The sequence below is a fragment of the Streptomyces sp. NPDC102451 genome, from assembly GCF_044765485.1.
Classification (GTDB): Bacteria; Actinomycetota; Actinomycetes; order Streptomycetales; family Streptomycetaceae; genus Streptomyces.
This window is the reverse complement of sequence record NZ_JBIWKD010000001.1, coordinates 321320-342126: the sequence shown is the minus strand read 5'-3', so window position 1 is coordinate 342126 and position 20807 is coordinate 321320. Positions and strand designations below refer to the sequence as shown.

General features: G+C 73.0%; 20 protein-coding genes. 13 read left to right on the top strand and 7 right to left on the bottom strand.

The window, feature by feature from the left end:
* Positions 1 to 63 precede the first annotated feature (63 nt).
* On the top strand, positions 64 to 696 hold the full coding sequence (locus ACIRD8_RS01670; protein WP_403985611.1) for a response regulator: 633 nt from the start codon (positions 64 to 66) through the stop codon (positions 694 to 696).
* A 28-nt stretch (positions 697 to 724) separates the two neighbouring features.
* Here the strand turns inward: ACIRD8_RS01670 and ACIRD8_RS01665 are convergent, their stop codons facing one another.
* Positions 725 to 2227 (bottom strand): MFS transporter, encoded by a 1503-nt coding sequence (locus ACIRD8_RS01665; RefSeq protein ID WP_403984884.1) that lies wholly within the window; start codon positions 2225 to 2227, stop codon positions 725 to 727.
* 248 nt (positions 2228 to 2475) lie between these two features.
* Here ACIRD8_RS01665 and ACIRD8_RS01660 point away from each other — a divergent pair, with 248 nt between their 5' ends.
* The 4 genes from ACIRD8_RS01660 to ACIRD8_RS01645 all read left to right on the top strand — a co-directional run bounded on the left by ACIRD8_RS01660 (position 2476) and on the right by ACIRD8_RS01645 (position 6803).
* Entirely contained in the window at positions 2476 to 4023 is a 1548-nt protein-coding gene (locus ACIRD8_RS01660; RefSeq protein WP_403984882.1) for an MFS transporter, read from the top strand.
* A 175-nt stretch (positions 4024 to 4198) separates the two neighbouring features.
* Entirely contained in the window at positions 4199 to 4855 is a 657-nt protein-coding gene (locus ACIRD8_RS01655) for a class I SAM-dependent methyltransferase (protein ID WP_403984880.1), read from the top strand.
* Between the two features lie 22 nt (positions 4856 to 4877).
* Positions 4878 to 5792, top strand: coding sequence for an N-acetylmuramoyl-L-alanine amidase (locus tag ACIRD8_RS01650; RefSeq protein ID WP_403984878.1), 915 nt, complete (start codon positions 4878 to 4880; stop codon positions 5790 to 5792).
* A 186-nt stretch (positions 5793 to 5978) separates the two neighbouring features.
* On the top strand, positions 5979 to 6803 hold the full coding sequence (locus ACIRD8_RS01645) for a DUF5336 domain-containing protein (RefSeq protein ID WP_403984876.1): 825 nt from the start codon (positions 5979 to 5981) through the stop codon (positions 6801 to 6803).
* A 57-nt stretch (positions 6804 to 6860) separates the two neighbouring features.
* Here ACIRD8_RS01645 and ACIRD8_RS01640 read toward each other — a convergent pair whose 3' ends face one another.
* A complete protein-coding gene (locus tag ACIRD8_RS01640) occupies positions 6861 to 7415 on the bottom strand; it encodes a hypothetical protein (protein WP_403984874.1) in 555 nt (184 codons plus the stop codon).
* 140 nt (positions 7416 to 7555) lie between these two features.
* Between ACIRD8_RS01640 and ACIRD8_RS01635 the strand changes: the two genes are divergently transcribed.
* Positions 7556 to 7849: a hypothetical protein gene (locus ACIRD8_RS01635; RefSeq protein ID WP_099172340.1), complete on the top strand. Its 294-nt coding sequence runs from the start codon at positions 7556 to 7558 to the stop codon at positions 7847 to 7849.
* On the opposite strand, the gene ACIRD8_RS01630 is transcribed toward ACIRD8_RS01635, so the two are convergent.
* Genes ACIRD8_RS01630 through ACIRD8_RS01620 form a run of 3 tightly spaced genes read right to left on the bottom strand, consistent with a single transcriptional unit; the run spans position 7846 to position 11022 of the window.
* Positions 7846 to 8928: a prenyltransferase gene (locus ACIRD8_RS01630; RefSeq protein ID WP_403984872.1), complete on the bottom strand. Its 1083-nt coding sequence runs from the start codon at positions 8926 to 8928 to the stop codon at positions 7846 to 7848. The two genes, ACIRD8_RS01635 and ACIRD8_RS01630, sit on opposite strands and share 4 nt — an antisense overlap.
* A complete protein-coding gene (locus ACIRD8_RS01625; RefSeq protein WP_403984870.1) occupies positions 8925 to 9656 on the bottom strand; it encodes a class I SAM-dependent methyltransferase in 732 nt (243 codons plus the stop codon). Before ACIRD8_RS01625 ends, ACIRD8_RS01630 begins: the two co-directional genes overlap by 4 nt.
* 52 nt (positions 9657 to 9708) lie before the next feature.
* On the bottom strand, positions 9709 to 11022 hold the full coding sequence (locus ACIRD8_RS01620) for a glycosyltransferase family 4 protein (protein ID WP_403984869.1): 1314 nt from the start codon (positions 11020 to 11022) through the stop codon (positions 9709 to 9711).
* A 231-nt stretch (positions 11023 to 11253) separates the two neighbouring features.
* Between ACIRD8_RS01620 and ACIRD8_RS01615 the strand changes: the two genes are divergently transcribed.
* From ACIRD8_RS01615 to ACIRD8_RS01585, 7 genes are all read left to right on the top strand, one after another.
* Positions 11254 to 11859 (top strand): TetR family transcriptional regulator, encoded by a 606-nt coding sequence (locus ACIRD8_RS01615; protein ID WP_403984867.1) that lies wholly within the window; start codon positions 11254 to 11256, stop codon positions 11857 to 11859.
* Positions 11860 to 12013: 154 nt separating this feature from the next.
* The gene (locus ACIRD8_RS01610; RefSeq protein ID WP_403984865.1) at positions 12014 to 13249 is read left to right on the top strand and encodes a substrate-binding domain-containing protein; all 1236 of its coding nucleotides are present in this window, start codon (positions 12014 to 12016) and stop codon (positions 13247 to 13249) included.
* 3 nt (positions 13250 to 13252) lie between these two features.
* The gene (locus ACIRD8_RS01605; RefSeq protein WP_403984863.1) at positions 13253 to 14044 is read left to right on the top strand and encodes an ABC transporter ATP-binding protein; all 792 of its coding nucleotides are present in this window, start codon (positions 13253 to 13255) and stop codon (positions 14042 to 14044) included.
* Entirely contained in the window at positions 14041 to 14784 is a 744-nt protein-coding gene (locus ACIRD8_RS01600; protein WP_403984861.1) for an ABC transporter ATP-binding protein, read from the top strand. Before ACIRD8_RS01605 ends, ACIRD8_RS01600 begins: the two co-directional genes overlap by 4 nt.
* Positions 14784 to 15671 (top strand): branched-chain amino acid ABC transporter permease, encoded by an 888-nt coding sequence (locus ACIRD8_RS01595; protein WP_403984859.1) that lies wholly within the window; start codon positions 14784 to 14786, stop codon positions 15669 to 15671. Before ACIRD8_RS01600 ends, ACIRD8_RS01595 begins: the two co-directional genes overlap by 1 nt.
* Positions 15668 to 16762, top strand: coding sequence for a branched-chain amino acid ABC transporter permease (locus ACIRD8_RS01590; protein ID WP_403984857.1), 1095 nt, complete (start codon positions 15668 to 15670; stop codon positions 16760 to 16762). Before ACIRD8_RS01595 ends, ACIRD8_RS01590 begins: the two co-directional genes overlap by 4 nt.
* Positions 16759 to 17649: an alpha/beta fold hydrolase gene (locus ACIRD8_RS01585; RefSeq protein WP_403984855.1), complete on the top strand. Its 891-nt coding sequence runs from the start codon at positions 16759 to 16761 to the stop codon at positions 17647 to 17649. Before ACIRD8_RS01590 ends, ACIRD8_RS01585 begins: the two co-directional genes overlap by 4 nt.
* Positions 17650 to 17692: 43 nt before the next feature.
* Here ACIRD8_RS01585 and ACIRD8_RS01580 read toward each other — a convergent pair whose 3' ends face one another.
* Complete coding sequence (locus tag ACIRD8_RS01580; protein ID WP_403984853.1) at positions 17693 to 19669, bottom strand: helix-turn-helix domain-containing protein; 1977 nt, start codon at positions 19667 to 19669, stop codon at positions 17693 to 17695.
* 47 nt (positions 19670 to 19716) lie between these two features.
* Positions 19717 to 20502, bottom strand: a complete 786-nt coding sequence (locus ACIRD8_RS01575; RefSeq protein WP_403984851.1) for a 3-hydroxybutyrate dehydrogenase — start codon at positions 20500 to 20502, stop codon at positions 19717 to 19719.
* Positions 20503 to 20807 lie beyond the last annotated feature (305 nt).

Here is a 20807-nt window from a genome sequence, read left to right as displayed (position 1 = left end):
CCGGGTGCCGTCACGGGGCCTCCGTCGGACCGCTCCTCGGCCTACGCTGAGCCCGTGAACGAGATGCCGCAGGACCACCGGCCCACGGGTTCGGTACGCATCCTGCTCGCCGAGGACCAGGGCATGATGCGCAGCGCCCTCGCCCTGCTGCTCGGGATGGAGCCGGACTTCGAGGTGGTCGCCCAGGTGGCCGCCGGGGACAGGATCGTGGACGAGGCGCTCCTCTCCCGCCCGGACGTGGCGCTGCTGGACATCGAACTCCCGGGCCGCAGCGGCCTGGACGCGGCCGCCGACCTGCGCACGGAGGTGCCGGACTGCCGGGTGCTGATCCTGACGACCTTCGGCAGGCCGGGCTATCTGCGGCGCGCCATGGAGGCCGGCGCCTCCGGTTTCCTGGTGAAGGACGGGCCGGTCGGGGACCTGGCGAAGGCGATCCGGCAGGTGCTGGGCGGCGAGACCGTGATCGATCCTGCGCTGGCCGCCGCCGCGCTGGGCGCGGGCCCGAGTCCACTGACCCCGCGGGAGCGGGACGCGCTCAACGCGTCCGTGGACGGGGCGACGGTCGCCGACATCGCCACGAAGCTGAGTCTGTCGGAGTCCACGGTCCGCAACTACCTCTCCTCGGCGATCGGCAAGACGGGCACGCGCAACCGCATGGAGGCGATGCGCGCGGCACGCCGGGAGGGCTGGCTCTGACGCTCCGGCCCGATCCGGAGGAAAGGCCTCAGGCCTCCGGGGAGTGCAGAGCCGGCGCCGTCTCCTTCCCGGCCCGTCCCGGCCGGCCCCCGGCCCGGGTGCCCGTGTGCTTCTCGCCCCGCCCGGGCAGCCAGACCAGCATCATCAGCGCCCCGGCCACCAGCACCACGGCGGAGGTGCGGAAGGCCAGGGCGTAACCGGCGGTGATCTCCGCGGCGCCTGCGGAGCCCGCCGTGCGGGCCGCGGCGACCGTGGAGAGCACCGCGAGGCCCAGTGCGCCGCCCATGGTGCGGGAGGTGTTGACCAGTCCGGAGACGAGTCCGGCGTCGCCGGGTGCCGCGCCTGAGGTGGCGAGCGTGGCCAGCGGGGTGGAGGCCAGTCCGGCCCCGGCCATCATCAGGACGCCCGGGAGGCAGACCGAGGTGAGGTAGGAGCCGTGCACGCCCATGGTGGACTGCCAGCCGAAACCGGCGGCGGCGACCAGGGCGCCGGCCACGGCCAGGGTCTTGGCGCCGGTCCGTGCCATGAGCGCGGGCGCGGCCTTGGCGCCGATGAAGACGGCGGCGGAGCTCGGTACGAGCGCGAACCCGGCCTCCAGCGGTGTGTAGCCCAGGACGTTCTGGGCGTAGACGGTCATGAAGTACCACATGCAGAACGTCGCCGAACCCAGCAGCAGCATCGACACGTTCGCCGCCGAGACGGCCCGCACACCGAGGACCCGCAGCGGCATCAGCGGCGCGGCCGTCCGCCACTCCACCAGGACGAACACACCGAGGAGCGCCAGTCCGCCCAGGAGGGGCACCAGGGTGGCGGCGGCCGCCCAGCCGGCGGCCTCGGTCTGCACGATGCCGTACGCCGTCGTCGCCAGGCCCGCCGTGACGAGCACCGCGCCCAGCAGGTCGACGCGGCGCCGGTCGCCCGCCCGGCCCTCGGCCAGCCACACCGCAGCGCCGGCGATGACGAGGACGCCGACCGGCACGTTGATGAGCAGGACCCACCGCCAGGACAGGACGTCGGTGAGCACCCCGCCGATCAGCCCGCCGGCCGCTCCGCCGCCCGCGCCGACCGCCATCCAGGTGCCGATCGCCCTGCTCCGCGCGGGGCCCTCGGGGACGGCTGCGGTGAGGATCGTGAGGGTCGCCGGGGACAGCACGGCGGCGCCGAGCCCCTGCCCGGCGCGCGCGGCGAGGAGTTGCCAGCCCTCCTGCGCCAGGCCGCCGGCGAGCGAGGCCGCGGTGAAGAGGGCGAGCCCGGTCAGGAACATCCGCTTGCGGCCGTAGATGTCCGCGGCCCGCCCGCCGAGCAGCATGAAGCCGGCGAAGGCGATGGAGTAGGCGTTGACGACCCACTGCAGTCCGGGTGCGCTCAGGTCCAGGTCGGTGCGCATGGACGGCAGTGCCACGTTGACGACGGACACGTCGAGGACGACCAGGAACTGGCCGGTGCAGGCCGCCGCGACCACGGCCCACGTACGGGTTCTCGATCGTGCGGGCGGCCGCGTGGGCGGGGAGACGTCAACCATGGATGTCATACTCGCAGGCCATTCGTGCCCCGTACATCCGTTTCCGCTCCCCCTTCGGTCCCATCGCTTCTCCGCCCCCCGGCGTAGGACCTTCGCCGACTTCGCTGTTTTTACGCCGCGTTCACCGGAATATCGCAGGCGTACGGAAGCGTTCAGCATGCACACACTTGGCGGTCGGCGCTGCCCGCTCGGCGCGCCGCCGCACGCTCCACCCCGCTCTGACTGCCGCATCTTTTCCCTGCCCGGAGGCCTCACGTATGCAACGGACGACGAACGAACCGCAGGAGGGGGAGCTCCCCGACCCGGGCAAGGGCAGGGGCGGGAGCAAGGGCGGCGGCGTCGTCCCCGTACTCGCGTTCGCGGGGATCACCGTCGCGGTGATGCAGACCCTGCTCGTCCCCGTCATCAAGGACCTGCCGTCCCTGCTCGGCACCGACCCGGCGAACGCCACCTGGGTGATGACCGCCACACTGCTCGCCGGGGCCGTCGCCACCCCGATCATGGGACGGCTCGGCGATCTGAACGGCAAGCGGCGGATGCTGCTGGCCAGCCTCGCCGTGATGGTGGTCGGCTCGCTGATCTGCGCCTCCACCGACAGCCTGGTGGTCATGATCGTCGGCCGGGCGCTCCAGGGCTTCGCCATGGGCGCCATCCCGCTGGGCATCGGCATCATGCGCGACGTGCTGCCGCGCGAGAAGCTCGGCTCGGCGATGGCCCTGATGAGCTCCTCCATAGGCGTGGGCGGCGGACTCGCGCTGCCCGCGGCCGCGCTCGTCGCCCAGCACGCCGACTGGCACGCGCTCTTCCTCGCCTCGGCCGCGCTCGGGGTGCTGGCCATGACGCTGACCGTCCTCGCCGTGCCGGAGCCGCCGCTGCGCGCGCCGGGGCGCTTCGACCTCGCCGGGGCGCTGGGGCTCTCCCTCGGCCTGGTCTGCCTGCTGCTGCCGGTGACCAAGGGCGGCGACTGGGGCTGGACCTCTCCCCTGACCCTCGGTCTGATCGCCGCGTCCCTGGTGATCCTGGTGCTGTGGGGCCTGTTCGAGCTGCGCTCACCGGCGCCACTGGTCGATCTGCGGACCAGTGCCCGCCGTGAGGTGCTGCTCACCAACCTCGTCTCGATCATGGTCGGGGTCGCCTTCTACGCCGTCTCCCTGGTCCTGCCGCAGCTGCTCCAGCTGCCCGCGGCGACGGGGTACGGCCTGGGGCAGTCCATGGTGGTGGCCGGGCTCTGCGTGGCGCCGCTGGGCCTGACCATGATGTTCGTGGCCCCGCTGTACGCCCGGCTCTCCGCCCGCCGCGGTCCCAAGACCACCCTGATCCTGGGCATGCTGGTCATCGCCGTCGGTTACGGGGCGGGGCTCGGCCTGATGAGCGCCGCCTGGCAGACCGTGATCATCGCGGTGGTGCTCGGCGCGGGCATCGGGCTGGCGTACTCCTCGCTGCCCGCCCTGATCATCGGCGCGGTCGACGCGTCGGAGACGGGCGCGGCAAACGGTCTGAACACGCTGATGCGGTCGATCGGCACCTCGCTGTCGAGCGCGGTGATCGGCATGGTGCTGGCGAACACCTCGGTGCGGATGGGGGCGGTCGACGTCCCCACCATGGAGGGCTTCCGGACCTCGTTCATGATCGCCACGGGGGCGGTGCTGATCGGCCTGGTGCTGGCCGCGTTCCTGCCCGCGCAGCGGCAGCCGCGCCCGGTGCTGCTGGCCAGCAGCGCGGGCGACGCGCGTGCCGCCGCGGAGGCCGCCCCCGTAGCGGTGCCGGTCAGCGCGCCGGAGCTTCGAACCACGGCCGAGCGCTGAGCAGTTGGGACACATCGCTCCCGGCCGCGGGTTCGGCCTCAAGGGGCTGAAGCTCCCGCACGACCTGCACTACGGCCGGCTCCGGCAGACCCGCTGACCCCCGCCACGGGGTCCGACAGGGGCGTACGGCACGATGGGACGCCGTCCGAACCACCGCCCCACCAGGAGGAACCCCGTGGCCGCCGAGTCGCCCGCCCACCCCGACCCGGAGATCCTCGCCGCCTTCGAGGCCACCAAGGGCTTCATGCCGGTCCACGAGGGGCTCGCCCTGTACGCCGCCGCCGCCGAGGCGGCCGCGCTCGGGCTCCCGCTGCTGGAGGTCGGCACCTACTGCGGGCGGTCCACGATCCTGCTGGCGGACGCGGCCCGTGCCGCCGGGGTCACGGCGCTCACCGTCGACCACCACCGGGGCAGCGAGGAGCAGCAGCCGGGGTGGGAGTACCACGACCCGTCGGTGGTGGACCCGGAGATCGGCCTGATGGACACGCTGCCGACCTTCCGGCGCACCCTGCACCGGGCCGGTCTGGAGGAGCACGTGGTGGCGCTCGTCGGGCGGTCCCCGCAGGTCGCGGCCGTCTGGGGCGGGCAGCTCGGCCTGGTCTTCATCGACGGCGGGCACACCGACGAGCACGCGAACGGTGACTACGAGGGCTGGGCCCCGAAGGTCGCCGAGGGCGGGCTGCTGGTCATCCACGACGTGTTCCCGGACCCGGCGGACGGTGGGCAGGCCCCGCACCGCGTCCACCAACGGGCCCTGGCCTCCGGCGCGTTCACCGAGATCTCGGTGACGGATTCGCTGCGCGTCCTGCGGCGTACGGGGGCGGGGATCTGAGGCGCACGGATAGCATCGCGACGTGCGTCACGAAGACTTCACTCCCCCCATATCGCGTCCGGGTCCGCACCTCAGGGCCGTGTTCACCGCCGCGGCTCTCGCCGGTGTCTGTCTGACCGCCGCGGGGTGCGGTGGCGACGGCGGGCAGAGCCCCGGGACCGCGTCCCGGTCTGCGTCGGCCGCCCCCACCCCCTCCCCCACGCAGTCCTCGGCCCCGACGCCCACCGGCTCCGCTTCGGCTTCCGCCGAGCCCCTGCCCCGGGGCCCGCTCACGGGCCGGACCGTGGTGATCGACCCCGGGCACAACCCGGGCAACGTCGACCACACCCGGGAGATCAACGCGCAGGTGGACATGGGCAACGGGCGCAAGGAGTGCGACACCACGGGCACGTCCACCGACTCCGGTTACGCGGAAGCCCGGTTCACCCTCGATGTCTCCCGCCGGCTGCGCACGCTGCTGGAGGCGCAGGGCGCGAAGGTCGTCCTCACCCAGGACGGCGACCGTCCCTTCGGCCCGTGCGTCGACGAGCGTGCGCGGATCGGCAACAAGGCACACGCCGACGCGGTCGTCTCGGTCCACGCGGACGGTTCCGCAACCGGCAACCGGGGATTCCACGTCATTCTCCCCGCAGCGGTGAACGGACAGGACGCGGACGCCGCCAGGATGCTCGCCCCTTCGCGTGAACTTGGAGTACGGATTGCAGGGAATTTCGTACGCGTTACCGGAAGCGCCCCTTCCAATTACATCGGCGACGGCACCGGGCTGGACACCCGTGACGATCTCGGCGGACTGAATCTGTCGACCGTGCCCAAGGTGTTCATCGAATGCGGCAATATGCGTGATCCGAAGGACGCCGCTCTGCTCACCAGCGCGGGCTGGCGTCAGAAAGCCGCTCTCGGTATCGCCGAGGGCATCGGCAGCTATCTGAAGAGGTAGTTCTGCGGTGATAGTGGCGACATTGGGGGGATAGCCGGTCCGAGGTCCGGGCAGCATCACAACCCGCCCGGGCAGACGATAGATTCATCCGTACGATGGGGAGCCGCCCCCGAGCTTCGCGCCGTAACCGCCGTTCGGGCGGCATCGACGACCGCCCCGACGAGACGACCGACTAAGGACTTTCACGTGAATATCCGCTCCCTCACTCGAGGCGACGGCGTGGTGATCGGAGCAGCGGTCGTGCTGTTCATCGCCTCTTTCCTCGACCTCTCCGGCTACGACTGCCCCTCGGGCGTGGACTGCTCGGGGTACACCAGCGCGAACGCCTGGGACTCGCTGTCCACCCTGATGAGCATCTACCTGGCGGGCATCATCGGCGCCGCGCTGCTGATCGTCAGCCGCGCCATGCCGGGCCGCAAGGTGGTCGGCTTCGAACTCGGCCAGTTCGGGGCCGCTTTCACGGTGTTCTCCCTGTGGACCATGTTCTGGACGATCATCGACGCCGGTGACGCGGGCGCGGGCCTGATCCTCGGACTGCTGGCGGCCATCGTGCTGGCCGGCGCCGCCGTGGCCGCTCCGCTGGTCCCCGCGCTCAAGGCCCCGCTCCTCGGCGCACCGCGCCCGGCGCAGGGTGTGCAGCCGGCGTACGGCCAGCAGCCCGGTTACGGCTACCCCGGTGGCCAGCAGGCGGCCTTCGGCGCGCAGCCCGGCCAGCCCCAGCCGTACGGTGCCCAGCCGGGTCAGCCCGGTCAGCCGGAGCACCAGCAGCAGGCCGCGCAGCAGGCTCCGCAGGGCGGTGGGGCACCGGCTGGTGACTTCACCCCCTTCTGGTTCGCGGTCCCGGTGGCCCGCCCGCTGTACGGCGAGGACGGCGCCCCCAACCCGATCGCGGAGCTCGCTCCGGGTACGTGGTACCTCGCGGTCGAGCAGCGTGGTCCCGGCCTCATCGCCCAGACGCAGGACGGCCGTCGCGGCGTCCTCCAGGACACCACGGGCATCCAGCGCGGCTGAGCCGTCGCGCACGAGTGGCCCCCGCCCTGCCAGGGCGGGGGCCACTGCCGTCGTGGGTCATCCGCTCAGCTGGGAGGTGGACGGGACCTTGTTCTTCACCTCGGCGCCCGCGCTCTTCCCGGCGTCCTTGATGCTGTTGATGACGCTCTCGAACGCCCCCACGTCCCCGGCGCCCGCCTCGCCCTTGCCCATCCTGGTGGCCACGTCCTTGAGCGAGTCGATCCCGGCGGTCAGCGGGGCGACGGCCTTGGACAGGAGCGGGTCGCCCTTGGCGTTCTCCGCGGCGGCCTTGAGCCGGTTGTACGCGAAGGTGCCCGCGAGCCCCGCCTTGACCACCGCGAAGGTCCGCCCGTCCGCGCCCTTCTTGAACTTCCCCGCCCTGTACGGCTTCACGATCCACTGGTACGCCGCCCCTGCCGCGAGGCCCGCGTTGGCCACGAAGCGCGTCTTGGCGTACTTCTGCTTCTGTGCCGACGTCGTGGGGCTCGGGCTCGCGGAACCGCTCGTTGTCGTGGTGCCGTCGCCGTCCCCGCAGCCGGTGGTCCCCACCAGGACGGTGCAGGAGAGCAGCAGCGCCACGACGAGCCGGCGCAGCGGTACGGAACGGGGCACGACGGGCCTCCCTGACCGGGGTTCTCACGGTGAGTGACGCGGGCCGGCACTCGTCGTCAGGCTCGCCCGTGCGGGGACGGGCCGCCACCCGGCGGGCGCCGTACGGGTTTCACTCACGGTAAAGCGGCAATCCGGAGAGCATGTCTCCCAGAACAGGCACAGGAAGCAGTACCGCCGCACGTGTCATAGCCGTCGTCGCGGACATCATGGCGTTCATCATCATTCTGTGGATCCTGATGTACCTGCTCGACGCCAACCGGGGCAACGACCTGGTCCAGTGGGTCCAGGACTCGGCCCGCTGGCTGGCCGGCTGGTCGTACGACCTGTTCACCTTCGACGAAGCGTGGGCACGGGTCGTCACCGGTTACGGACTGGCCGCCGTCGTCTATCTGTTCATCGGCCACGCTGTGGCCGGCCGGGTCCGCCGCTTCTAGCCGGCGACCCGGCAGCAGTCCGGCTCCAGTCCGGCCGGCAGCCGGTCGCCACTGAAGACCGCGGTGGTCGCCTCGTCCCCTCCGAGCGCGGCCACCGCGAGCAGCAGGGATCCGGCGGTCCAGGTGGTGAGTTCCTCCGGCCATATGGCTCGTTCGCCCTCGAAGACGTACCCGGTCCAGTAGAGGCCGCCCTCGGCCCGCAGGTGCTGGATGGACTGGAGGATCTCCAGGGCGCGGTCCGACTCCCCCGTCACCCAGAGCGCCAGGGCCAGTTCGCAGCTCTCGCCGCCCGTCACCCAGGGGTTGGGGAGCACGCAGCGCACACCGAGTCCGGGGACCACGAAGTCGTCCCAGCCGTCCTCGATCCGCCGGGTCGCGGCTGAGCCGGTGACCGCGCCGCCGAGGACCGGGTAGTACCAGTCCATCGAGTAGCGGCTCTTGTCCAGGAAGCGCTCGGGGTGGCTGCGGATCGCGTGGCCGAGCGCCCCGGCCGCGAGCTCCCAGTCGGGCTGGGCCTCCTCGCGCTGTTCGGCCAGCGCCAGGGCGCAGCGCAGCGCCTGGTGGACGGAGGAGGAGCCGGTCAGCAGGGCGTCGGTGACCGGGGTGCCGTCCGCCTCTCGCTTCCAGCCGATCTGACCGCCGGGCTGCTGGAGCCGCAGCACGAACTCGATCGCGGCGAAGACCGTCGGCCACATCCGGTCGACGAACGCGTCGTCGCCGGTGGCGAGGTAGTGGTGCCAGACGCCGACGGCCACGTACGCGCAGAAGTTGGTCTCGCGCCCCAGGTCGGTCGGCTGCTCGGGGTCGCCGTCGTGGTAGGCGGCGTACCAGGAGCCGTCCTCGTTCTGATGGCGGGCCAGCCACGCGTAGGCGCGGGCGGCGGCCTCGTGCTCACCGGCCGCGTCCAGCGCCATCGCGGCCTCGGTGTGGTCCCACGGGTCGAGGTGGTGGCCGCGGAACCAGGGCAGTGCCCCGTCCTCGCGCTGCACGGCGAGCAGCGCGGCGACCGTCTCGCCCGCCTGATCGGCCGTCAGGACACCTGGCAGGACGAGGTGTTCGGTCTGCTCCGGCGTGCTCACGCCTCGGCCTTCGGCAGGTGCGGCTTGGTCGCGTACGCCACGAAGCTCTTGCCGACGACCGGGTTGAGCAGCTGCTCGGCGACCCGGGTGGCCAGGGGCTTCTTCATGATGTCCCAGACGAGCAGCTTGTGGTACGCCCGCACCGGCAGCGCCTTCTCGTTGTCGACGCCGAACGCGCACTTCAGCCACCAGTAGGGGCTGTGCAGGGCGTGCGCGTGGTGAGTGCCGTAGGGCTTGAGGCCCGCTTCCCGGATCTTGCCGAGGAGTTCGTCGGCCTTGTAGATGCGGATGTGGCCGCCCTCGACCTCGTGGTACGCGTCGGAGAGCGTCCAGCAGACCTTCTCGGGGCCGTAGCGGGGCACCGTGATCGCGATCCGGCCGCCCGGCTTCAGCACGCGGACCATCTCGGCGAGGACGCCCTTGTCGTCGGGGATGTGCTCCATCACCTCGGAGATGATCACGACGTCGAACGAGGCGTCGGGGAACGGCAGGTTGAGCGCGTCGCCCTCCATCGCGGTGGCGGTCGCGCCCACGGGCGCCTCACCGGCCTCCTTCATGGCGGCGAACCACTTCGCGACCTCGCGGATCTCCTCGGCGTTCTGATCGAGGGCCACCACCTGGGCGCCGCGCCGGTAGCACTCGAAGGCATGCCGGCCGGCGCCGCAGCCCAGATCGAGCACCCGGTCGCCGGCGGCGAGCGGGAAGCGGGTGAAGTCGACGGTCAGCACAGGGGCCTGCCTTCGAGGTCGGAGGTACGGGTTCCGGGAGCCACGGGTGCGCTCACCTGCGGGCTCCGCGGGCGGCGATCGACTGACGGTACAGCGCGGCGGTTCCGGCGGCAGCCCTGGCCCAGGTGAAGTTGGCCAGCACCCGGGCGCGGCCGGCCTCGCCGAGGCGGGCGCGCAGTTCGCGGTCGCCGAGGAGCCGGCCGAGCGCGGTGGCCAGCGCCCCCGCGTCGCCGGGCGGCACGGCGAGGCAGGTCTCCCCGTCGGGCCCCGTGACCTCGGGGATCGCGCCGCCGGTGGTGGCCACCAGCGGGGTCCCGGTGGCCATGGCCTCGGCGGCGGGCAGCGAGAAGCCCTCGTACAGGGAGGGGACGCAGGAGACCTGGGCGCTGCGGACCAGGTCGACGAGTTCGGCGTCGCTGATGCCCTTCACGAACTCGACGGCGTCCTGGAGTCCGTAGCGCTCGATGGCCCGGGCGACGGGGCCGCGTTCGGCCCGCTTACCGACGACCACGAGGTGCGCCGCCGGGTTCTCGGTGCGGAGCTTGGCGAGGGCCTCCACGAGGTGGACGAGGCCCTTGAGGGGGACGTCGGCGCTGGAGGTGGTGACGATCCGGCCGGGGACCTCGGCGACCGAGGGGTCGGGCGACCAGAGGTCGGTGTCGGCCCCGATGTGCACGACCTGGATGCGGTCCGGGCGCACCCCGAGGTGCTCCACGATCTCCTGCTGCGAGGAACCGGAGACGGTGAGGACGGACGGCAACCGGCGGGCGACGCGCTTCTGCATGCGGGTGAAGCCGTACCAACGGCGCACGGCGAGCCGGCGGCGCATCGATCCCGCGGCGTCCAGGTCCAGCCTGCGGTCGACGGTGATCGGGTGGTGGATCGTGGTGACGAGGGGCGCGCCGAGGTCGCCGAGCAGGCCGTAGCCGAGCGTCTGGTTGTCGTGCACCACGTCGAAGTCACCGCGCCTGGCGAGGAGATGACGGCGTGCCCGCAGGCTGAAGGTGAAGGGCTCGGGGAAGCCGCCGGTCCACATGGTGGCGACCTCGGCGGCGTCGATCCAGTCGCGGTACTCGCCGCGTCCCGGAGTGCGGAACGGGTCGGGCTGGCGGTAGAGGTCCAGGCTCGGCAGCTCGGTGAGCGGGACGCCCTCGTCGAGCACCGGGTAGGGCTGGGCGCCGATCACTTCGACGCTGTGGCCCAGCCGGGCCAGCTCGCGGCCGAGATGGCGTACGTAGACGCCCTGGCCGCCGCAGAAGGGGTTGCCCTTGTAGGTCAGGAGTGCGATGCGCAACGGCCGGTCACCGTCGGTGCCCGACGTGTCGCCGCCCGCGAAGGGGCCTGTCTCTATGGCCTCAGCGGTCACACTCGGCCCCCTTCTCACTGCGTGTTCGCCGGAGCGTAACCGGTCGCGCTAATCTAGAACAAGTTTCAGACTCGTTGGTTCAACCCGCATCGAATCTACCGGCAGGTAGCGTCGGTGTGACGGCCGGATCAGGTGATTCGCGCCACGGCAGACACCCTGGCATGCTGTGCGCGCCCGGAAACAGGCGCCCGGCCGGACAGGGAACCGGTTCTCCCTTTTGGATGGGGCCAGATGACAGCGGAAGCCAAACCTGCGGTGCCTCCCCTGACGGAACGCCAGGAGGCCCGCCGTCGCGGCATTCTGCAGGCCGGCGCCCAGCTCGCGGGGCGGGGCGGTTTCGAGGCGGTGCAGATGCGCGAGGTGGCGGACGCCGCCGGGGTCGCGCTGGGCACGCTCTACCGCTACTTCCCGTCCAAGGTCCATCTCCTGGTCGCCCTCATGCAGGACCAGCTCCAGCATCTGCACGCCTCGCTCCGCAGGCGGCCGACCGCCGGGGACGACGCCGCCCGGCGGGTCGCCGACACACTGATGCTGGCCTTCCGGGCGCTCCAGCGCGACCCCCATCTCGCGGACGCCATGGTGCGGGCGCTGACCTTCGCCGACCGTGGGGTCAGCCCCGAGGTGGACGCGGTGTCCCGGCTGACGACGGCGATCGTCCTGGACGCGATGGGGGTGGAGAACCCCACGCAGGAGCAGCTCTCGGTGGTCCGCGTCATCGAGCACACCTGGCACTCGGCGCTGATCACCTGGCTGTCGGGGCGGGAGTCGATCGCGCAGGTGAAGGGCGACATCGACACGGTGTGCGGGCTGATCGACCTTCCGGCGGACACCCGCTGAGGCGCACCTGAGCGGACACCCGCCGGTAGGTGCCCATGTGCGGTGCCCACACCGGCACCCGCCCAGGTGAGGTTCCCTGCACCATATCGACGGCGCCACGGTGTTCGTACGGTTCGGCCGACATCACCCGAACCCTGCCGAGGAGCCGGTCACCATGCGTCGCAGAGCCGTAGGCACCGTCCAGAGAAGAACCCTGACCGCGACCGCGCTCGGCGCCGCCGGTCTGCTCCTGGTGGGATGCACCGCCGCCGGGCAGGCGGGCAGCGGATCCGGGTCGGGCAAAGGTGAGGACGAGGCCGTGAAGGTGGGCCTCGTCTACTCCCGTACGGGACTGCTCGCCGCGTACGGGAAGCAGTACCGCGACGGCTTCATGGCAGGGCTCGACTACGCGACGAAGGGCACCGGGAAGGCGGGCGGCCACCCGGTCGAGGTCACCGAGCAGGACGACGCGGGCGACCCCGGGAAGGCCGTCTCCGCCGCCAAGAACCTGATCGGCAAGGGCTACAAGGTGCTGGCCGGCACCACCGACTCCGGGGTCGCGCTCCAGATGGCACCGCTGGCGGCCCAGAACAAGGTGCTGTACGTCAACGGCCCGGCCGCGACGGACGCGGTGACCGGCATCAACACGTACACCTTCCGGTCGGGCCGGCAGTCCTACCAGGACATCCTGACGGCGGGCACCATGCTCGGGGACCCGAAGGGCAAGAAGGTCACCGTCCTCGCGCAGGACTCCACCTTCGGCCAGGCCAACGTCGCCGCCGTGAAGGCGGTCCTGGGGGCCGAGGGAGCGACGGTGGGCTCCGTCCTCGCCCCGCCCAGCGCCACGGACCTGACGCCGTTCGCCCGGCAGGTCAAGGCGGGCGGCCCCGATCTGGTCTTCGTCGCCTGGGCCGGCGCGACCGCCCCCGCCCTGTGGACCGCGCTGGACCAGCAGGGCGTGCTGAGCGCCGGCAAGGTCGTCACCGGGCTGGCCGGCACGGCTTCGTACCCGGTGTTCGGGGCGGCCGGGGCGAAGGTCTCCTTCCTCGCGCACTACTTCCCGGGCGCGGGCGGCGGCAACGCCGTGGAGAAGGCGATGATCGACGGCGTCGGGAAGGCGGGCGGCACCCCCGACCTGTTCAGCACCGACGGATTCACCGCGGCGCAGATGATCGTGCGGGCCGTCGAGGAGGGCAGCGCCACCGACACCGCCGCCATGGTGAAGGCCCTGGAGGGCTGGAGCTTCGACGGGGTGAAGGGGAAGCAGCAGATCCGCGCCGAGGACCACGCGCTGGTCCAGCCGATGTTCGTGGCCAAGCTCGTCGGGTCGGGAGCCGCGGCGAAGCCCGAGCTGGTGAGCACACAGCCGATGGACGCCGTGGCCCCGCCCGCGAAGCCCTCGGCGGGCTGACCCATGACGGCATCCGGCACCGCCACCGCGCGGGACGAGGGGGCGCGTACGGGCGCCCCGGTGCTCCGGCTGGACGGACTGGGGTGGCGCGTCGGCGGGGCGGCCATCGTCGAGGACGTCACGCTCGATGTCCGGGAGGGCGAGTTCCTCGCCTTCATCGGGCCCAACGGGGCGGGAAAGACCTCCCTGTTCAACCTGATCAGCGGGATCGTCCCGGCCACCACCGGCACCCTCGCGCTGGACGGCGCGGACCTGACCGGCCTGCCCGTGCACACCCGCGCCCGGCGCGGGATCGGACGGACCTTCCAGACCTCCAGCCTCTGGCCGCAGATGACGGTGGCCGAGCACGTCCGGCTGGCCGCGCAGGCCGCGCGGGGCGGTTCGCACCGGCTCTGGCGGCGCGCCTCCGCGTACACCGCCGAGGTGGGCGGCGTGCTGGAGCGCACCGGTCTCGGCCATCGCTCCGGGGCCACGGCGGCCGAGCTCTCGCACGGCGAGAAGCGCAAGCTGGAGCTCGCGGTGCTGCTGGTGGGCGAGCCCCGGCTCATGCTGCTCGACGAACCGATGGCCGGGGTGAGCGCCGAGGAGGTCCCGGCCCTCACCGAGCTGATCCGGGCGCTGCACCGCGACGAGGGCCGCACCGTGCTCATGGTCGAGCACCACATGGACGTCCTGCTGGGACTCGCGGACCGGCTGGCCGTGATGCACCACGGCCGGCTGCTCGCCCTGGACACCCCGGGCGCGGTGACCGCCGACCCGGTCGTCCAGCAGGCCTACCTCGGGGAGGAGTTGTGACGGCGCCCGCACTGCTCGTCGTACGGGACCTGCGGGTCCTCATCGGCGGCCGGCACATCCTGCACGGCGTGGACCTGGACGTGGCCCGCCACGGCGTGACCGCGCTGCTGGGCCGCAACGGGGCCGGCAAGACCACGACCGTACGCGGCATCCTCGGGCTGGTCCCGCGCACCGGCAGCGTGCTCCTGGACGGTGAGGAGACCGTGGGCCTGCCCACCCACACCCTGGTCCGCCGGGGCGTCGGCTACGCCCCCGAGGACCGGGGGATCTTCGCCGGCCTCACCGTGGCCGAGAACCTGCGGCTGGCCGAGCGCCGGGGCGCGGACGGGCCCGCGTACGGCCTTGTCCATGAGCTCTTCCCCGAACTGAAGCTCCGGGAGCGGCAGTTGGCGGGGACCCTGTCCGGCGGGCAGCAGCAGATGGTGGCCATCGGCCGCACCCTGCTCAACGGGAACCGGCTGATCATCGCCGACGAGCCCACCAAGGGCCTGGCCCCCAAGGTCGTCACCGAGGTCGCCCAGGTACTGGAGCGCGCCGCGGAGGCGGTGCCCGTGCTCCTGGTCGAGCAGAACCTCGCCGTCGTCCGCAGGCTCGCCGCGCACTGCGCGGTGCTCGCCGACGGCCGGACGGCCCACCAGGGCGAGGCGGCCGGGCTGCTCGGCGACGAGGAGGCCACCCGGCGGCTGCTCGGCGTGGGCCGGGGCCCGCTCACCCCACTCACAGCTGAGGCGGATTCCTGATGTCCACCATCGTGCTGCTCACCATGACCGGACTCGGTCTGGGGGCGCTCTACTTCCTCATCGCCTCGGGCCTCTCGCTGATCTTCGGCCTGATGGACGTACTCAACTTCGCCCACGGGGCGCTGCTCTCCATCGGCGCGTACGGCACCTGGTGGGCGGCGTCCGGGAATCTGCCCGGCGCCGGCCCCGGCGGCTGGGGCTTCGCCCTGGCGGTCCTGTTCGGTACGGCGGTGGGCACGCTGGCCGCCGTGGTGCTGGAACTGGTCGTCGTACGCCCCCTGTACACCCGGCCCCGGGAGCAGGTCCTGGCCACGGTGGGTGTGGGGCTGGCCGTGCCCGCGCTGCTGTCGGGCGTCTGGGGCTCGGACGCCCGGACGTTCCCCGGGCCCGAGGCCCTGTCCGGCACCTTCGGGCTGCTGGGCGCGGACGTGCCCGTCAACCGGATCGTCCTGATCGCCGCGGCGGTCGTCGTCCTCGTCGCCCTGCGCCTGTTCCTCGGCCGGACCCGGCACGGGCTCGTCGTACGGGCCGGTGTCGAGGACCGGGCGATGGTGACCGCGCTCGGCATCGACGTCCGCAAGGCGTTCACGCTGGTCTTCGCGATCGGCGGCTGCGCGGCCGCGCTGGGCGGGGCGCTGGGCGGGCTTTACTTCGGCTCGGTCGACCCCCGGCAGGGCACCTCGCTGCTGATCTTCGCGTTCGTCGTCGTGGTCACGGGTGGCATGGGCTCGGTGACCGGTGCGGCCGTGGCGGCCGTCGTCATCGGCCTGGTCCAGCAGTTCGCCAACTACTACACCGCAGCGGGCCTCGGCGACCTGGCCGTCGTCGTCCTGCTCGCCGCGCTGCTGCTCGTCCGGCCGCGCGGACTGACCGGGAGGCTCGCGTGAGCACCGCCACCACACCCGCACCCACGCCCACCGCCGTGAAGACGGCCCCCGGGCGCGAGGGGCCCCGGCTGCTGCGCTGGTGGCCGGCCGCCGTCCTGGTGCTGCTGGCCGTCGCGCCGTACAGCGCGCTGCCCCTCCCCGGGCTGCTGGACGGCCCGGTCGGCAGCCCGGGGAGCCTGCAACTCCTGGCGACCTGCCTGCTGTTCGGGGCCCTCGCCACCGGCTACGACCTGCTGCTGGGCCGCACGGGGCTGCTCTCCTTCGGGCACGCCCTGTACTTCGCGGCGGGCAGCTACGCCACGAACATGTTCCTCCTGGAGGCCGGTCTGCCGTTCGCCGTGGCCGCGGTCCTCGGCCTCTGCTCCGGCACCCTGCTCGCGCTGGTGCTGGGCTCGGTGAGCCTGCGGGTCTCGGGCATCGGCTTCTCCATGGTGACGCTGGCCTTCGCGCAGGCGGGCTCGATCCTGGTCTCACGCAATCCGGGCGGCCTGACCGGGGGCGAGGAGGGCCGGGCGGCCCCGGCGGAGCTGCTGCCGTCCTGGCTGGTGGGCATCGACCACACCGCGAACCTCTACTGGATCGCGCTCGCCTACCTCGTCCTCACCCTCGCCGTCGTCCACCGGGCGGTCCGCTCCCCCACCGGCCGGGTCTGGGAGGGCATCAAGGAGAACGAGCGCCGGGTGGAGGTGCTGGGCCTGAAGCCGTACGGGTTCAAGCTCACGGCGTTCGTCCTCGCCGGGGCGCTGGCGGCGGCGGGCGGGCTCGTCCACCTGCTGCTGACCGGCGGTTCCACACCGCAGACGACGACCTCGGACTTCACCCTGTCGCTGCTGGTCATGGTGGTGCTGGGCGGATCGGGCACCCGCTGGGGCCCGATGGTCGGCGGCATCCTCTACACCTGGGCCGACCACCGGCTGGGCGACCTCGCCGGCTCGGGCGCGGTCGCCGATCTGCCCGCGGTCCTGCGGGTACCGCTCTCCCAGCCGCTGTTCCTGCTCGGGGTGCTGTTCGTGGCCGTGGTACACCTGCTGCCCGGCGGCCTGGCCCGTCTTCCGTCCCGACTGCGCAGGACCCGTGAGGAGCACCGATGATCCCGTACGAGGAGCTACGCATCCCCGTCACCGGCGGCGAACTGGCCGCGCTGCGCTGGCCCGCCCCCGATCCGGACGCTCCGGTGGCCGTGGCCCTGCACGGCATCACGGCCAACGCGCTGTCCTGGGGCGCGGTGGCCCGGGAGCTCGCCGGCCGGGCCACGCTGGTCGCCCCCGACCTGCGCGGCCGGGCCGGCAGCGCGGGGCTGCCCGGCCCGTACGGGATCGCCGCGCACGCGGACGACGCGGCCGCGGTGGCCGGGGCGCTCGGCGGGGACCGGGTGGTGCTGGCCGGCCATTCGATGGGCGCCTTCGTCGCCGCGCTCGCGTCCGCACGCCATCCGGGGCGCTTCGGCCCCCTGGTCCTCGTCGACGGCGGGTTCGGGTTCCCCGCGCCCACCCATCTGTCGGCCGACGAGCTGATCACGGCCGTGATCGGGCCCGCCATGGACCGGCTCTCGATGACCTTCCCCGACCGGGACGCGTACCGCTCGTTCTGGCAGGCCCACCCCGCGTTCGGGGACGACGACTGGTCGCCCGAGGTGGACGCGTACATCCAGCGGGACCTGACGGGCGAGGAGCCCGCGCTGCGCTCCGGCTGCCGGCTGGAGGCGGTCCGCACGGACGGGGTGGGCCTCTTCCAGGACGAGGTGCTCGCGGCCGTACGCGAACTGCCGCATCCCGCAACGCTGTTGTGGGCGGAGCGGGGGCTGATGAACGAGGAGCAGGGGCTGTACGACGAGTCCCGGCTGGCGGCGGCGGGCCAGCCGGACACGAACGTCAGGGCGGTGCGCGTCGAGGGCGTCAACCACTACACGGTGCTGACGGGGAAGAAGGGGGCCGGAGAGGTCGCCGATGCCCTGCTGCGGGCTGCGCTGCCGGACTGAGGGGGCGGGCGGCCGGGGTGCTCAGCCCTCCGGACCGGGGTGCTCAGCCCTCCCGGCCGCCCGACAGCAGGTGCAGCCGCAGGGCGAGTTGGAGCTCCAGCGCGCGGTCGGGCTCGTTCCAGTCGCGGCCCAGCAGCACCTGGATCCGGTCGAGACGCTGCACCACCGTGTTCACGTGCACGTGCAGCTCGTCCTTGGCCCGGATCAGGCTGCCGCCCGCGCCGAAGTACGCCCGTAGCGTCCGTACGAGATGGGTGCCGCGCCGTTCGTCGTAGCGCAGCAGCGGGCCCAGTACGGCGGTCACGAAGCCGTCCACGTCCTTCGCGTTGCCCAGGACGACGCCCAGGAAGCCGAGTTCGCCGACGTCGGCCCCCTCGCCCTCGCGCCCCAGCACCCGCATGGCGCGCAGGCAGCGGGCGGATTCCGCGTAGGCGGCGGCGAGTTCACGGGCGCCGGCCGCCGGGCCCGTACCGGCGACGGTGACGGGTGCCTGGACGAGGTGGCCGAGCTGCGCCGCCGCCGCGCGTGCGGCGCCGCCCGCGGGCGTGCCCTCGTCGTCGCAGTCGATCAGCAGCACGACCGTGCCCGCGTGTTCGGCGCTCACCCCGTGGATGTCGCCGCCGAACAGGTACCGCATCGCGGCGCCGCCGAGCCTCTCCCTGGCCTGCGCCTCGGCGACGAGCACCAGATGCGGCCGGTCCAGGTCGATGCCCAGCCTCCGGCCCCGCTCGGCCAGCCCGGCCGGGTCGCGCTCCGGGTCGCCGAGCAGGTCGCTGATCAGCTCGCCCCGTATCCGGTTCTCGGTCTCGGCGACCGTGCGGCGCAGCAGCAGGAGCAGGCCGGTGACGACGGCGGCGCGTTCGAAGAGCCGCCGGTCGGAGTCGTCGAGCCGGTCGGGCCGGTGCAGCACCAGGCTGGCCAGCAGCTCCTGGCCGGCGAGCACGGCACAGATCCACCGGCCGTCGCGGTGCACGGCGCGCGCCCCGTGGCGGGACTCCTCGGCGGTCCCGGCGAGCCAGCCCGCGTCCATGCTGTCGGCGGCGAACCCGGTGCCGTCGGTCCGTACGGCGGCCAGCGGACGTCCGCCGGGGTCATGGATGGTGAGGGGGCTGCCGAGGAGTCCGGCGACGGACACGGCGACGTCCTTCACGTCGCCGCCGCGCAGCACCAGGTCGGTGAGCCGGTCGTGGGCCTCCTCGGCGCGCTGCATGGCGGCCGAGTGCGCGCGTACGGCGGCGTTGGCCCCGGCGAGCTCCTCGTTCGCGCCGGCGAGTTCCGCGAGGGCGGTCCGGGTGTCGTCCAGGGCGCGGGCGGTGTCGATGGCGATCGCGGCGTGCGCGGCGAGCGAGCAGAGCAGGGCCACCTCGTCCGGGCTGAAGACCCGGGCGGCGCGGTCGGCGGCGAAGAGGACCCCGATGACCTTTCCGGTGCCGCCCCGGCTGGAGCCGAGCAGCAGGGGGACGCCGAGGATCGCGACGAGCCCTTCATCCAGCACACCGGCGTTGATGTTGCGGGTGTGGCGGAAGCGGTCGTCGGTGCGGTAGTCGGGGGTGGCGTACGGACTGGCGGTCTGGGCCACGAGGCCGCCGAGCCCCTCGCCCAGTTCGAGCCGAAGCCGCTGGAAGAGCACGGACACCGATCCGTCGGTCACCCGCATGTAGGTGTCCCCGGCCTCCTCGTCGGGGAGCGTGAGATAGGCGGTGTCGGTGCCGAGCAGCATCCTGGCCCGCCGCACGATCGCCTTGAGCACGTCGTCCAGGTCACGGGAGGCCGCGAGGTCGCCCGCCGTGTCGAAGAGGGCGGTGAGCTGGAGTTCCCTGCGCCGGTGCTGGCGCAGGGCGCCCCTGATCCGCAGGGCGGTGGCGGCCGCCCGCTCCACCTCGGCCAGGTCGGCCGCGGGCACACCTGCGGCCCTCGCCTCCGAGGTGACGGCGCCCAGCTCCTCGGCGGGGGCGTCGTCGGCCAGCAGGTCGAGGAGGCGCGCCAGGAGCGGTGCGGCGGAGGGGGACGGTTCAGACATGGGCGGCCATCGTTCTTCCGGCTTCGGGGCGGTCGGGCGTCAGCTTCTCAGTTGGCGGTCCAGCCGCCGTCCATCGTGAGGGAGCTGCCGGTGATGTGGGCCGTGCCCGGCCCGCACAGCCACAGGACGGCCCCGGCGACGTCGGCGGGCTCGATCAGCGACTTGAGGGCGCTGCGTTCCAGCAGCACCCGGCCCACCACCTCCTGTTCGGAGATGCCGTGGCTGCGGGCCTGGTCGGCGATCTGGTCCTCGACCAGGGGGGTGCGGACGTAGCCGGGGCTGACGCAGTTGCTCGTCACGCCGTGCGGCGCCGCTTCGAGTGCGACCACTTTGCTGAGGCCCTCCAGTGCGTGCTTGGCCGAGACGTAGGCCGACTTGTAGGGGCTGGCGCGCAGCCCGTGCACGGACGAGATGTTGACCACGCGGCCCCAGCCGCGTTCGTACATGCCGGGGAGCGTGCGGCGCAAGATGCGGAACGGTGCTTCCACCATGACGCGGTGGATCAGTGCGAAGCGGTCCGGCGGGAACTCGTGCACGGGTGCCACGTGCTGGAGCCCAGCGTTGTTGACCACGATGTCCACGTCGGCGGGCAGCCCGTCCACCTCCTCGGCGAGTGAGAGGTCGGCCACCCAGGCCGTCCCGCCGATGCGTGCCGCCACGCTCTTGGCGGCGTCGCCCGCCTTGTCCACGACGTGCACATGGGCTCCGGCGGCGGCGAGCGCCTGCGCGCAGGCCAGTCCGATGCCGCTGGCGGCCCCGGTGACCAGGGCGGTGCGTCCGGCGAGGGCGGAGGGGGCGAGGGGGTCGTGCTGGGGGGTCCGGGAAGTCTCCATGGGCGTCACCGTAAGGATGTCGCCGCCCGCATCACACGGGGCCGGTGCACACACCCCGGTACGGCCGCATGGTGGCGGCGTACATGGTGCGGGCCGGGGGCCCGGGAGCGCACGGGTGGGCCGGGGCGGCGGCGCAAGAGGAGCGCCGCACACAGCGGGGAGCGGCGGATGTCCGCCTGCCACATGGGCGGCCCCGCCCCCTGCTCATAGGTTCCGGCAGCAGTTCCCCACGACCGTCCGCACGTCCCCACGACAGCCCCCACGACTGTCCGCACATCTGTCCGCACGACTGTCCGCACGTCCGA